The 14004-nt window shown below is 43.7% G+C and carries 13 protein-coding genes; 10 read left to right on the forward strand and 3 right to left on the reverse strand.

The window, feature by feature from the left end; genetic code table 11:
- Positions 1-111: 111 nt before the first annotated feature.
- Positions 112-723: a hypothetical protein gene (locus AMBT_RS03115; RefSeq protein WP_013783126.1), complete on the reverse strand. Its 612-nt coding sequence runs from the start codon at positions 721-723 to the stop codon at positions 112-114.
- 464 nt (positions 724-1187) lie between these two features.
- Between AMBT_RS03115 and AMBT_RS03120 the strand changes: the two genes are divergently transcribed.
- The 3 genes from AMBT_RS03120 (at position 1188) to AMBT_RS03130 (ending at position 5184) form a co-directional block, all read left to right on the forward strand.
- Positions 1188-3530 (forward strand): TonB-dependent receptor, encoded by a 2343-nt coding sequence (locus AMBT_RS03120; RefSeq protein WP_013783127.1) that lies wholly within the window; start codon positions 1188-1190, stop codon positions 3528-3530.
- Between the two features lies 1 nt (position 3531).
- Complete coding sequence (locus AMBT_RS03125) at positions 3532-4803, forward strand: dipeptidase (protein ID WP_013783128.1); 1272 nt, start codon at positions 3532-3534, stop codon at positions 4801-4803.
- 81 nt (positions 4804-4884) lie between these two features.
- Positions 4885-5184, forward strand: a complete 300-nt coding sequence (locus AMBT_RS03130; RefSeq protein WP_041452482.1) for a hypothetical protein — start codon at positions 4885-4887, stop codon at positions 5182-5184.
- Here the strand turns inward: AMBT_RS03130 and AMBT_RS03135 are convergent.
- Positions 5135-6091 (reverse strand): IS1595 family transposase, encoded by a 957-nt coding sequence (locus AMBT_RS03135; protein ID WP_013783130.1) that lies wholly within the window; start codon positions 6089-6091, stop codon positions 5135-5137. The two genes, AMBT_RS03130 and AMBT_RS03135, sit on opposite strands and share 50 nt — an antisense overlap.
- A gap of 69 nt (positions 6092-6160) precedes the next feature.
- On the opposite strand from AMBT_RS03135, the gene AMBT_RS03140 reads away from it, so the two are divergent.
- Positions 6161-6463, forward strand: a complete 303-nt coding sequence (locus AMBT_RS03140) for a DsrE family protein (RefSeq protein WP_013783131.1) — start codon at positions 6161-6163, stop codon at positions 6461-6463.
- Here the strand turns inward: AMBT_RS03140 and AMBT_RS03145 are convergent.
- Entirely contained in the window at positions 6460-8124 is a 1665-nt protein-coding gene (locus AMBT_RS03145; RefSeq protein ID WP_041452483.1) for an isovaleryl-CoA dehydrogenase, read from the reverse strand. The genes AMBT_RS03140 and AMBT_RS03145 overlap by 4 nt on opposite strands.
- 363 nt (positions 8125-8487) lie before the next feature.
- Here AMBT_RS03145 and AMBT_RS03150 point away from each other — a divergent pair, with 363 nt between their 5' ends.
- From AMBT_RS03150 to AMBT_RS03180, 6 genes are all read left to right on the forward strand, one after another.
- Entirely contained in the window at positions 8488-9294 is an 807-nt protein-coding gene (locus AMBT_RS03150; RefSeq protein ID WP_013783133.1) for a PaaX family transcriptional regulator, read from the forward strand.
- Positions 9295-9427: 133 nt separating this feature from the next.
- Positions 9428-10540, forward strand: a complete 1113-nt coding sequence (locus AMBT_RS03155) for a hypothetical protein (protein WP_013783134.1) — start codon at positions 9428-9430, stop codon at positions 10538-10540.
- Between the two features lie 447 nt (positions 10541-10987).
- Positions 10988-11452, forward strand: a complete 465-nt coding sequence (locus AMBT_RS03165; RefSeq protein ID WP_013783136.1) for a hypothetical protein — start codon at positions 10988-10990, stop codon at positions 11450-11452.
- Positions 11453-11842: 390 nt separating this feature from the next.
- The gene (locus AMBT_RS03170) at positions 11843-12721 is read left to right on the forward strand and encodes a YHYH protein (RefSeq protein WP_013783137.1); all 879 of its coding nucleotides are present in this window, start codon (positions 11843-11845) and stop codon (positions 12719-12721) included.
- Positions 12708-13328 (forward strand): toxin-antitoxin system YwqK family antitoxin, encoded by a 621-nt coding sequence (locus AMBT_RS03175; protein ID WP_013783138.1) that lies wholly within the window; start codon positions 12708-12710, stop codon positions 13326-13328. Before AMBT_RS03170 ends, AMBT_RS03175 begins: the two co-directional genes overlap by 14 nt.
- Complete coding sequence (locus tag AMBT_RS03180) at positions 13276-13968, forward strand: SCO family protein (RefSeq protein ID WP_013783139.1); 693 nt, start codon at positions 13276-13278, stop codon at positions 13966-13968. Before AMBT_RS03175 ends, AMBT_RS03180 begins: the two co-directional genes overlap by 53 nt.
- Positions 13969-14004 lie beyond the last annotated feature (36 nt).

Here is a 14004-nt window from a genome sequence, read left to right on the forward strand (position 1 = left end):
TATTCCCAAGCGTAAAGCTTAAGAAACATAATTTAAGACTCATATCATCAACGCAAGGTCTTTAAAATAAGCCGCTTTTATCAAGGGTTTTAGGAGTGATGAGGACCTTGCTTATACTATTCGCTTTTTGCCTCTCCACAATGTGCTTTTATGATACGGCACATCGTGTTCGATGGCTTTTTGTCTAATGAAGTTTTCTACCATTGTCCGACTACACTGGAATTTTTGTATATCAATATAGATACGTTTTTCTCTGTTATTTGAATCAAAAGATACGCTGGTATGATATCTGGTTCGGGAGTACTCGATGGACGTAATATCAACCCATACTAATCTAGCATCTTGCCCTTTTAAGCAATAAAGCACGCCATCTTCATTTAATATGAAGTGATCCTGAGCGTGAATTTTCCACTTTTTCTTGTAATACCAATATAAAAAAGGGGAAGCGGGTAGCAATAAGGCGCCAACTATATGCCTAAAATCATCTTCGCTTTCTTTAAATAGCATCCAGGCGCATACCGCACCAATTACCGAACTAAATAAAAATAGTATGAGGCTAATATCTTTGTAGTCTCCGCGAATAGATGCGCTAGTGCTGTTCTGAGTTAGTGTAGCTAATCTAGCTTTAATGCTATCGACTCGCTCGGGGTATGCGTGATGGTCAATAGTTTCTAGTACCTCTAGTAACTCATTGTAGGAGTAATTGGCGTAATTCGGTTCCATGAAGTTTGAATTAGTTGGTTGATGTCATTATTTAAGCAATATAAAAATTGCAAAAGTGAATAGCAAGCATACCGCAGTTTTTACACTCAATAATGTGTTGTAAAAATAGCGTGATCGGCACGACAGACTTAATGTCTTAGCTGTTTAAAATTAAAGAGTGTTTTAATTTTTTAAGGCAAGTAATTCACTGTTGTGGTGCACCTTTCATTACCAGCGGCGATCTCTTGGTGCATTGCTATAACGTAATGGTGGTTAATGTGAATGGTTATCTTCCAAAACGATTGAGAATGAACTCATCAGATGAGTTGCTTAGGCTAGGTGGCTGCTCGCCTGATTAAAATGCCGCCTATATTTATACTAAAGTCTAACGTTGTTGGTATGTTTATTGTGATGTGTTGATAGAACTCCCACTCGGTTTTCCTCCGAGTTGGTACGTAGTAGCAGTTGAAGCAGGAAACACACTCATGATAAAAACCAATAAAACGTTCCGTCCCACACTATTAAGTGTCTCTATTGCGGCAATGTTTGCCGTCAGCCCTGCGTATGCACAAGAAAGTGAAACCGCCAGTGCTGAAACTGAAGAAGAAAAAATTCAAGTAGTAGGGCGTCGTATCTCTACTACCGAGGTCGCCATTGGTACGGGTGAAGTGACCAATACGCTGGCCGTTACCCGAGAAGCGTTGTTGTCGGCCCCAGGCGGTATATCTGGGCTTAAAATGTTAGAAAGTTTACCAGGGTTTAATGTGCAAACGGACGGTGCATTAGGGTTATATGAGTTTGGAAACTCTGTGAATGTGCGCGCATTCAATTTGAGTCAGATGGGCTTTGTGCTAAATGGCGTTCCAATGGGGCGTTCAGATGCTTTCGGCGGTAGCCCTATTTTCAGATATGTAGATAATGAGAACTTAGCGTCTGTAGTGGCTTCTCCAGGTGCAGGCGATGTTTCCGCACCAAGTTATTCTACCTTAGGGCCTATAGCTTCGTACTATTCGGTAGACCCGTCTGACGAAGCCGGTGGCATGATGTCTTATACCATTGGTGATGATGATTTAAATCGCTCTTTCGTTAAATTAGAAACCGGAGATATTAATGGTTTCAAGGCTTATGTAAGTCGCTCGAAAACCGACAGCGATTTATGGCGCGGGCCAGGTACCATCGACAGAGAACACATTGAGGGTAAAGCAATTTATGCCTTTAGTGACGAGACTACATTTACCGTTAGCTATGTGGCGAATGACTTCTTCGATTATGATTCGCCATCAGGTACCGAAGCGACTTTTGACGATAACTATTATTACAGCTACTTAGATGCCATTCCGGAAGGCTGTATTGCACCACTACCCGGTGTTTACGATTTCAACCAAGATGGAGTGGCTGATGAAAGCGACTTTACCCCTGTGTTCACCGGCAGTAACTGTACAAGTTATTACGAAGACCGCGTAAACGTTCGCGACGATAAGCTTTATTCTGCACAGCTTGAAACCTACTTGTTAGATAACTTGTTATTTACCGGTACTTATTATTTTGAAGATAAAGATGGTTATGGTGTTTCTCCCGATTCTTACAGTAACACCTTAAGTATTTATGAAGATCAGGCGGCAGCAGGGCTAGATGTAGTGCACCCACGCGGCGTGCAATATGGCTTATCGTCAGTAGGTGGTGATAGAAAAGGCTTTGTTGCTGATTTCAACTTAACGCTCGATGCCCACGATATACAATTTGGTGGCTGGCAGGAAAAAGACACTTACCATCGTACGCAACAGCGTTTGAATAAAACCGGCGGTAGTGCTGACGGTGACGTGATTTGGGATGAGGTGGCATATTATCGTCGAGATTATACCTCGGTACGTGAAACTACGCAGTTGTACGTGAAAGATACCATTAGCTTAATGGACGATAATTTAAAGCTTGAAGTGGGTATAAAGTCTTTAAGTGTGGATTATTCACTTGATGGATATCGTGATTATGATGATTACGAAATTGACGGTGAAGCGGGCTATGGGCCTCAATCTGTGGGCGGCAAATTTAGTAACCATTTCTTACCTTCAATAGGCGCGGTATACACCCTAAATGACACCGACCAACTCTTCGCGTCTTACTCGAAAAACTACGCGCTACCTAATGGTACAGATGACATTTATGACAATGCGGTTAGCTTTGAACCCGATACTCCCGAAGGTGAAGAAGCCGATAATATTGAATTAGGCTACCGTACCAACAAAGAAAACTTTAACGCGGCATTAGCGTTATTCTATACCCGCTTTGATAATCGTTTGTTTGCCAGTAACGTATTAAACCCCGCCACTGGGCAGCCAGAGAGCTTCTATATTAATGGCGGCGCTTCAGAAGCCTACGGCTTTGAATTATCAGGTGTTTATCAGCCTGACGTATTCAAAAAACAGTTATACATGAATGCCAATATCTCGTACAAAAATGCCAGCTTAGTAGATGGCTTTGGTAGTAATCCTGAAGGCAGTGCCTTGGCTGATAGCCCAGACTGGGTGATGACAGGAGGCATTACCTACGAGCCAACAGAATGGCTAGTAGCGAACGTATCGGCAAAATATACCAGCAGTCGTTATACCGATTACGCCGAAACCTATGAAATGGATAGCTACACCACGGTAAGTGCCTATGTGGATTTAGGCGGTGTGAACCCTTTTGGTATGCCTGAAAATGTGAGCTTACGGTTAAACGTAGATAACCTTTTCGACAAGGAAGTATTGTCGTTTGCGTTTGTAGGATCGGCTTTCTATCGCCCTTTAAGCCCACGCAATGTTCAAGCATCATTAACGGTGGCTTTCTAACATGACAACTAAAACGAATACAAAACTGTATCAATTAAACAAAGCAATGATTGGGGTAGTGGTAGCCTTAGGCCTTGGAACCGCGATGGCGAGTTCTGTAACACAGGCAGCCGATAACGTATCTCTAGAAGAGGCTGAAGCTATTCAGCGAAAACTCGTGACCTTAGATACCCACCTAGATACGCCCGCCCATTTGGTCAGGCCCGGGTTTGATATTATGGAACGTCATACCTATGGACATGACTTTTCACAAGTGGACGTTCCAAGAATGCAAGAAGGGGCGCTAGATGGTGGTTTTTGGGTGCTTTACACCCCACAAGGCCCGCTAACGACAGAAGGTTATCAACAAAGCCGTGATACCGCTTTACTACGGGCGCTTGCTGTTCGCACCATGGTTACCGAACATCCAGAAACCTTTGCATTAGCACTAGAGCCCGATGATGCTAGTGAGATCAAAAAAGCCGGCAAACATATTGTCTATATGAGTATGGAAAATTCCTATCCCCTCGGGACGGATATGAGCCTACTTGAAACTTTTTATAAGTTTGGGCTACGAATGGCGGGGCCGGTACATTTCAAAAACAATCAGCTTGGTGATAGTTCTACCGATCCCGAAGGCGTAAAGTGGGGTGGGCTTTCGCCGTTAGGTGAAACCTTTGTGAGCGAAGCAAATAGATTGGGGATTGTGTTAGACGGTTCCCATGCTCATGATGAAACGGTGAAAGACATGATTAAATTGTCCAAAACGCCCATCATATTGTCGCATACTGGCGTGAAAGCAATTTACGATCATCCGCGAAACATTGACGACGACTTGCTCAAGCAGCTAGCCGAGTCGGGCGGTGTCATTCAAATGAATGCTTACAGCGACTACCTTACTGCATTGCCTGAAAATCCTGAGCGAAAAGAAGCTTACAAGGGGTTGATGGCCATGGTTAAACAAGGTGCTGACCATGAAAGTTTATTAGAGAAGCGTAGGGAAATAGAGCATGAGCATCCCGCGGTTAAAGCGTCGTTTGATGTGTATATGAAACACTTCTTACATGCGTTAGAAATTGTAGGGCCCAAGCATGTAGGTATTGGCGCTGACTGGGATGGCGGCGGCGGTGTAGACGATATGATGGATGTGGTTAATTTACCCATGATCACACAGCGATTGTTAGAAGAGGGCTATACCAAAGAAGACTTAGCAGATATATGGAGTGGTAATGCATTAAGAGTGCTTCAACAGGCTCAAGACTATGCTGCTAGTTTGAAAACAGCGAGTAAATAGTTTCACTGAATTGTAAACGCGCTCTATTCATTTGGTGAGTAGGGCGTTTTTTTTATCTTAAAATAACAACGTGGAGCATGCATGAAATCGTTACCCCTTTTAGCGTCATCCTTTGCCGTAATAACCGCTTTATCGACACCTTTTTTTGCCCATGCGGGCACTGATGATTTTGCCGCAGGCCCCGTTTTTAATAACTATGGCAAGCATGCACCTGTGCCAGGTGTGAGTGTATCGCCTCAGCAACAATTTAAAGTCGCCTTCGATGTAGCCAAAGGGGCTGATGTGGGCAAGGTTAACCGCAAATTTGATTCACTAGCTCGTTTTATTAAGGCTATGTTCGGATTAACTGTTGTTGAATCGAAAAGAGCCTGTTTTCGTTAAGGTTTTCTGGATTATCCATAAACCTGAACCAACCTAGGTAGTGTTCCAAGTATTTTGTGGCTACTCCGTGAAACCGTTTTATCCACGCTTTCAGACGGCTGTGATAGGCGTTAACATTTTGAATGTGAAAGACTTTATCTATCACCTTAACTCCTCCTGCCACATCTAAGCGCTTGTGTATTAAATCATTTTTCTCAGAAAGAGCTATGTAGGGCTTATAGCCATCACTACACAACACACTGTCTTTCTCTAATTTTCCTGCTAGCTCCTGATGCAGAGCTGCCGATGTAACACTTGGTACAACGGCTTCATACGTATTCTTAGCTCGGTCTCTGACCGTTAAAACTGGCACCCAATCATCCTTTGAACGCCCTCGTTTTTTCGCTTTCACCCCTCTTTTACGGGGCTGACGAGTCATCCGTTTTGAGCCTTTCTCTGAGTAGGGAAAAAGTGTTTCGTCTGCTTCGATAATGCCTTCTAATTTGCTCGCATTCAGTGCTGATGGTAGTGCCAAGAATCGGTGCCGCCACCTGAACGATGTTTCAAGGTGGAGGCCACATTCTTCGGCACATTTACGCAATGGCTTACTGTCCAGCATACAGCGAATATATTCTAACCAAAGCTCTTTGTACCTCAGGCGAGCTAGCGGTGTCGCCGTTGTCGCTACAAAGGTTTTGCCGCAGTTCTTGCAGCGATAACGCTGCATCTTGTTTACCTTGCCGTGCCGATTGATCAGTGAGCTATGACAGTGCGGACATTCAGGGTTTTCAACCATCCGCTCCTCAAGCTCTGTTATCAACTGTGAGACGCTATCAGTGCCTTTCAGCAGCTTCTCAACATAACGGGTTTGACTATCTGTTAAGTGTTCTAACTCGGCTATAAGCTTTGTAAATTGTGCTGGGAGCATGATTAATCCTCAATGGCTGTATTCATATACAGTATAGCAACAATTTAGCAGAACATAGCCTTTATTAATATGCATGTCACCAATGGCGCTAAGCTTGAAAATATTCAACTCGCGTTAGTGGTTCACGGCTCAGCCACGCTTGATGTGATTAATAACGCGGCCTATCAAAAGAAAAAAGGTGAAGATAACGGCAACTTAGATTTATTGCGTGCGCTTATGGATAAAGGCGTACGAGTAATCGTTTGCGGACAATCCTCAGCCGCTAATGATGTAAGTTCTGAAATGCTAATAGAGGGCGTTGAGATGGACTTATCTGCGATGACAGCCCATGCCCGTTTAAGTGAACAGGGTTTCAGTACTAACCCGTTTTAATTGTTGCTACTGCTAAGCATTCCCTTTTTAATAATATCTAAAAAAGGTGCGTTAGCAGGCAGTGTTCCAAACGCTAAGCCTTGCTGTTTGCCTAACCTTGCTTCACAAAAGGTGTTCGCCATCACGCTATCGCTCTCATTTAGAAGCAAGGCACCTTGCATGGCAATAGCAGTATGCTCTGTAATTAAACGGCTGCGAATTTCTAGGGTGGCGGTATCTTCGAAAGCGTCTAAAAGACTTTGCAGGTGGTTATCGTAGCAGGCATTTCTCCCTTTTGCGCTATGCAATAAATCAAAAAGTGCCGCTTTAGATTCTGGCTCTTTGTGCAATGCGCGAAGTACATCTAAGCATTGTACGTTACCACTGCCTTCCCAAATTGAATTAAGCGGAGCTTGGCGATATAGCCGAGGCAAAATATTCTCTTCAACATAGCCAATGCCCCCCAAGCACTCTTGGGCCTCGTTAATAAATGCCGGGGTTCGCTTACAAATCCAGTATTTACCAATCGCCGTTGCGATACGTGCTAGTGCGGCTTCTTTCGGATTGGTTTTACTGGCATCAACGGCGCGAGCGACCCGCATGGTAAGTGCCAATGATGCGGTACATTCAAGAGTCAGGTCGGCGATGACATTTTGCATTAAAGGCTGGTCAATAAGTGTTGCACCAAAGGCTTCTCGATTACTAACATGATGATAGGCTTGTACTAACCCTTGTCTCATAGTAGCCGAAGAGCCAATCATACAATCAAGGCGAGTAAGAGACACCATGTCGATAATCACCCGTACGCCTTTACCTTCTTCACCTATTAAATACGCAGTAGCGCCTTGAAACTCTACTTCTGATGAAGCATTGCTCCAGTCTCCCAATTTGTCTTTCAAACGTTGAATACGTACTTCGTTTAAGGTGCCATCAGGCATAACTCTTGGTAATAAAAAGCACCCTAGGCCAGCGCCAGTTTGCGCAAGAATTAAGTGCCCGTCACACATGGGAGCAGAAAAGAAGAACTTGTGCCCTACAATACGGTAACTACCATCTTCTTGTTTTGTAGCAGTGGTTGTGTTGCGGCGAACGTCGGAGCCACCTTGTTTTTCGGTCATTCCCATACCAATGGACAGACCATGCTTGTGTTCTGCTGGCAAGGTGCGGTCATCGTACTGCCCATGAACGACTTTATTCACCCAATAATCTGGTAAGCCTTTGGCTTGTCGTAGTGCCGGAATAGCGGCGTGGGTCATGGTAAGAGGGCATGTTGTGCCCGCGTCAGCTTGATATTGCATGAAAATTAACGCGGCTCTTATGACATGCGCGCCTTGCTGACTTTCATTTTGCCACGAGTAGTTATGAACGTTACCCTGCATAGCCGCGCTCATAAGTGCGTGATAGCTAGGATGAAACGCTACATCATCAATTCTGCGACCATACCGATCGAAAGGATGAAACTCGGGCTTATTTTTATTAGCAAGTTCGCCATGCTCCATTAATTCAAAGCCAGCGACTTGCCCAAATACATCTAGCTGTAATGCTACGTCAGCGTGTGGCGACGTTACATTAGCCATTACAGCGCACTTAAGTAGTGGGTCGTCCTGCCACAAGTTATAAGCGGGTAAGGGAAGAGGCTGATTCTCAACAACATGGGTATTGAACAATGTAGGTGCAGACATAATAAACTCGCCTTGAAAATTCATTAAACATTACTAGTTGTGTCTTTTTGTGTCAAATGTTGTAATTAAATTGGCTGCTTGTAGTAAGAAAGCTGGTTCAAGAGGCTTTACGCTAAACGTTCTGCACAAGGGCTGTATTTAGGTGTTTTGTTTAAGCGCTAAGTTTACGTGCTACGTTCAAGTGCTACGTTTAAGTGCTCTTGAACACGAGTTTATATTCACGTGCTTATATTTAAGTGGGTAGGTTCAAATGCTTATGGGCAAGTAAGACAGCGGAAAAAGGATATACTTTGTAAATGCATGGCATTTAGGTAAAGTGCTCACTTGATGTCGTATTAATTACTAAAAGATTGGTAAAGCAATATGTTACCCGAAAAACCTACCGGTAAACCCGTAGCCCGCCACTTGTTAATGAAGCTACTTGGTTCACGCCCCGGTATAAAAATGGATGCCGCAAGCGCGGTAAGAGTAGGCGCCTTGTTTGGCATTTCGGAAAATAACATACGCGTTACCCTTACTCGCTTACAGTCGGCTAAACTGCTGAAGGTGGTGGAGCGTGGTTATTATCAGTTAGGCAAAGAAGGGGAGCAATTTGCTGGCGAGATCAGCAGTTGGCATACGGCAGAGTCTAGATTATGCGAATGGCGTGGTGATTGGCTTACCGTGCTGACTACCGCATTAGCAAAGAGTGATCGTAAGGCCACACGTGCACAAGACAGGGCGCTTAAATTAATGGGCTTGAAAAAGCTCTCAGCAGACTTTTATGTTAGGCCGAACAACCTTAACGATACGGTAGGAGCAACACGAAAGCGCTTGTACCGACTGGGGTTAGATAAAGGTGCTGTGGTGTTTAACGCATCTGACTTCGCAGACGCGACGGAAAAAAAAGCAGCAGGGTTATGGCAAACCAAAAACCTCGAAGCTAGCTATGAAGAAGGATTAATTGAACTCGCGCGGTCGCGTAAGCGTATAGAAGGCCTATCACTAGATGATGCAGCAAAGGAATATTATACCGTCGGCGACAATGCCCTAAAACGGTTGGTGTTCGACCCGCTGCTTCCAGCCCCATTGGTTAATGTTGACCTTCGCAAAGCATTTCGTGCAAAAGTAGAAGAGTACGATAAGGCTGGCGCTGAAGTCTGGTATGAATTTTTAAATATAAATAAGTGAGGAAAGAGGTACGAGCACGGAGGTGCTTGCCTGATGCTATCTTTGTGGCACACTGTCATTGGAATTACCGAAAAACGGCTGCATAGATACGCACAGATTTTCCAACTTAAATACGTGACATGGAATAAGTAGTATGACGTCAAACCGCCCCCTGTTTAAACATATTCGTAACCACACCGCGCTTTTCAGTGAATTGTCGCGTTATCGTAACATCGCGGTGCAAGGCCTCGGCCTTTCTGAGTACGAATTTCACAAAACCCCCAAGTTCGTTGCAGAAGATGGGCGTCGGCTCACTATTGAGCCAGAGCGAAGTATTGTATTACCAAATGTAGAGCAACTTAAGGGCGTAAAGAGTAAGCTTGAAAAAGCCATACCTACACTCACGATGGTTGAGCACAGCGAGATTGGTTATCGCTATCCTACTGCAGCACTGGCGGGCTTAGATGCCCCTTTTATCAAGCGAATGCGCTCTGAGTATTTTCATAAAGTTGATGAAGACAGGAGTATCTGCCGGCCTGTAAATTTATCTTACGGTATTAAAAGCCGCGGAAAAGCAGATAATCGGCAAGAGTATGAAGTGTGGATGCCTGATGAGGCACCAGAGCAAAGCCCCTTGCCACTGCTAATCGATCTTTATGGTGAAGACTTACCCAACGATGTGCGTCATTTTGTAGAGCAACCTTCGAAAGTGCACGGGTGGATGGGAGTTAAGCGGGCAGCATTTGAAGCCTTGTATCAAAATAAAGAAATATGTGGCGATCTGGTAATTTGTGTTGCCATGAGCGTAGATGCATACAATATTGGCGCACGCCCTGACTTGTCGTTCTCGCCAGAAGCAGAAAGCAGTATTGCGGCTAGCAATGCAGAGCTAGAGTGGGAAATAGAAGGTTATTATGCGCCCCGTGATTGGGAGTTTGACCACGACATGGTGTGGTCGGCAATCAACCACACATTGGCAGCTATTAACGCGCCTTTAACTGATTTATACGGCAGTACCATATTGCCAGTTGTAGAAAGCAAAACAGAACGTATTTTGTCTACGCTTAAAAGCTTAGGTGTTCGCCAAGAAGAGATTGATGAGATGAATCTACAACCTTGGGAGTTTATGCTTAATGAAAGTTCTCATAGGGTTAAATCTCACGATCCATCTAGGCCGGTTAACCTTTTAGGTAGGTTAAACCGTTTGTTCTACCAGCAAGATCGAAAACTTCCTTCTCTAAACTGGATGCACGATTTAATCACCTAATCGCAAAAGTATAAAAGCCACCACGGCTATTAGCTTAATCATTGATGCCTGCCGCACGAAACCGGTGGGCATTTTTGTTTCAGTGACCTCATGACTTATCTGATGCAAATTTGTGAATACATATCCACTCCCTCGCATTTCATAGGTCAGCGCAATATATCGCTTGGGCATTTTAATAACTTCAAAATCTACCTTTAAGCTGCTGAATACAGCCGTATCCAATATTAGATAACAATAATGTACGTTACATATATTCGCATTTTGTAACAACGATTGTTAGAAAGGTTAATTTTTGTAAAAAACTTACAGAATTGATGTGAAAAGTACAGTTTTTTGCCTTTTTCTGTAATTTAATTACGAAATAAGCTTTCTTTTACGTAATTTTTGGTCATAATGTACTCGTTGCTTAAGAAAACTCTAATTTTGTTACACAATAGGAATTACATTATGAAACTGTCAACTTTCGCCATTGCTCTAATCTCTTCAGTAGCGTCTTTAAATGCTTTTGCTCAAGACGTTCGTTTAAACCCAGTTAATCAAAACATTGAAACACAAGCTTGCTACACAGCCGCTACAGAAGGCTACAGAGCAGCAAAGCGCTTAATTCGTGACAACGGATTAAATGTTGCGTCTTTCAGTGCATCATTGCTTTGTAATGACGTAAGCTTAAGAAAGTTTGCTGACTTATACAGTGATAAAACTACTAGTGAAGCTAAAGGTATCGCGCTTGTTGCTAAAAACGAAGATATCGCTTCAAAAGCATGTCTAGATGCCGTTTCAATCGGTACAGAAAAAGCACTTGCTAAGCATGGCTTAGAAGGCGAAACCATTATTTGTAACCACAAAGAAATGTCAGCCTTTGTTCGTTCTTATAACGCTGAAACAGTTGTTGTACGTCCATTCTCTGAATAGTACAGCTTTACTGATATAACGTTTGTTTACAGTTTCATGGCCCACTCGGCAACTGGGTGGGCCAGTAACTTATTTTTATCACTGCGCCTTCTGGTGTTAAAAATACCCCTCAAAAAATATTTCCTCTCTTAATATAATCACGCAAATTTAATTTCTTTATCTAAAAACCATTACTATCCCTTACGGTTTACCTGAGCTACGCGTATCAACGGGTGTACTTTTTGTTTTCAGTTCCCTATGTTCTTTCTTATCAACAAACTCCATGGAATATGCACATTGTGCATACAAGCCCTGTGCTAATTTACTGACTATTCACGATCCTTACATATGTTTGCACAGTGTATAAACGTATGAATATTGCTGCAGTAAATACTAATAGAGAGAATCACCATGTCGAAAAGTCCCCACGCATTACGTGCATTGTTTTGTGTAAGTATTTTATCGGTACTAACAGCGTGTGGCGGAAGTTCGTCTACCGATGAAACGGTAGATAGCAGCACAAGTGTTGATACTGGAACCGCAGTAGATACGGGTAGCGACAGTGATTCAAGTACAACAACGTGCGACTCACCTATGACCGAGCTTTCAAGTGCTTATCTTGAATTTGTTGCGGCGCCTAATGTCACTATTGTGTTGTCTGAAGATGGATGCACAGTGTCGCTAGAATCAGCCGGAAAACCCGATCATACATCATCGTATTGGGATTCAGGTAACGCCAGCGGTTTATATGTTGAGCCTGAAGATGAAACCTTATTTAACCAACAACGTTCCCCAGGCGACATTGAAGATTATATTAACGATTACGACTTAACTGTGCCCGTATCACCGGAACTTGCTGCAACTTCATCGGCTACGCCGTTAGGTGCGATAGGTATTGCCTTAAGCGGCGCGCCCATTTTCAACGATTCAGAAGGGACCGGGGATGTATCGCTAGGTGTGATCCAAGGTTTCGATCGAAATGGCGCCCACACAGGACCGCAAACTTACCATTATCATTTGGAGCCGCAAGCCATCTCCTACGATGATGACTCGCTAGTAGGCATCATGGCAGATGGCTTTTTTATCTTTGGAAGACGTTGCTATTCAACCGTAGGCTACCCGACGGATCTTGATGAATCGAATGGCCACACGTCAATTACCCTTTATACCGGTGGTTCAGAAGAAGATGCTGAATATCACTATCATGTATCAACAGAACAATACCTAAATGGCGATTATTACCTTAATTTCCCAGGTAACTTTCAAGGTACGCCGAGTGATATTAACTAAACCGCTAACCTACAAGGCACTGAGGTTCTGTGTGCTTTGGCTAGCAGCAACTTGCGGGGCGGTAGCCTTTAGCGATAGACCGCAATTAGTGGTGTATGAAAGTGACATATCACTAGACAAGCAAGGCGTTCGAATTTACAAGCGTGCCCCTTTTACTGGAAAAGTAGTGAGCTATCACCCCACCGGAAAACTGGCTACAGAAGATGAATTTGTTGCTGGGCGCCGCGCAGGCGTGGCAAAAAAGTGGTTTTCGAACGGCACCTTAGGTTACGAGGCTTATTATGTATCAGGGGCACGAGAGGGCAGTGCAAAAACCTGGTGGGTTAACGGTAATCTTCGCTCGGCATTTGTGTATGAAGACGGCAAAGTCGAGGGCGAGGGCTGGCGATGGTACAGAAGTGGTGCCAAGTTCAAAAAGTTTAACTATCACGCAGGCCAGCCAACAGGGTTGCAGCAAGCGTGGCGCCAAAACCGCACCTTATACTCAAATTTCGAATACAAAAATGGGCGGATTTATGGGCTTAGAAAAGCGAACAACTGTGTGGGGCTTGAAGATGAAGTTATTTCTGTTGATTACTACCAAAATCAGGCAGGTCTTAGTTTCTAGCATACTGCTGTTACTAGGCAGCGGCAGTGTAATAACGGTAACTTCAGCCTACGGGGCTGAAGATTTATCTAACCAATTACCTTACTACAACAGCAAAGAATTTACACCGCACTGGATTGAAAGCGATAGTGAAGCGCTTAATGGTTTTCACCAAATACCGCCGTTTAGTTTCACTAATCAAGACGGTGAAGAGGTCAGCGAAAAAGATTTCGATAATAAAATTTACGTGGCTGGTTTTTTCTTTAGCACTTGCCCTGGTATTTGCCCCATGATCCGCTCTAAGTTAGCCAAGGTACAAGAAGCATTTATTGATGACGATAACGTAAAAATTCTTCAGCACTCGATTAGGCCGCATACCGATACGGTAGAGTTGCTAAAAGCTTATGCGGATAAAAATGGCATTGTGAGCGGTAAGTGGTATTTGGCGACAGGAGAGCGAGATGCTATTTATTCATTAGCAAAAAGCGCGTACTTCGCTAGCGACGATCTGGGGAATTTGCAAAATACAGAAGATTTTTTGCATACGGAAAGTTTGTTACTAATAGATAAAAATCGCCATATTCGAGGCATATACAATGGCCTTAACAGCGCCTCAGTAGATTATCTCATTAGTGACATTGAAGCGCTGAAAGCTGAATAAATGAGTCTTGGTCAGTAAGAAAGGGCGAATGTTCAA

The sequence above is a fragment of the Alteromonas naphthalenivorans genome, assembly GCF_000213655.1.
Lineage (GTDB): Bacteria > Pseudomonadota > Gammaproteobacteria > Enterobacterales > Alteromonadaceae > Alteromonas > Alteromonas naphthalenivorans.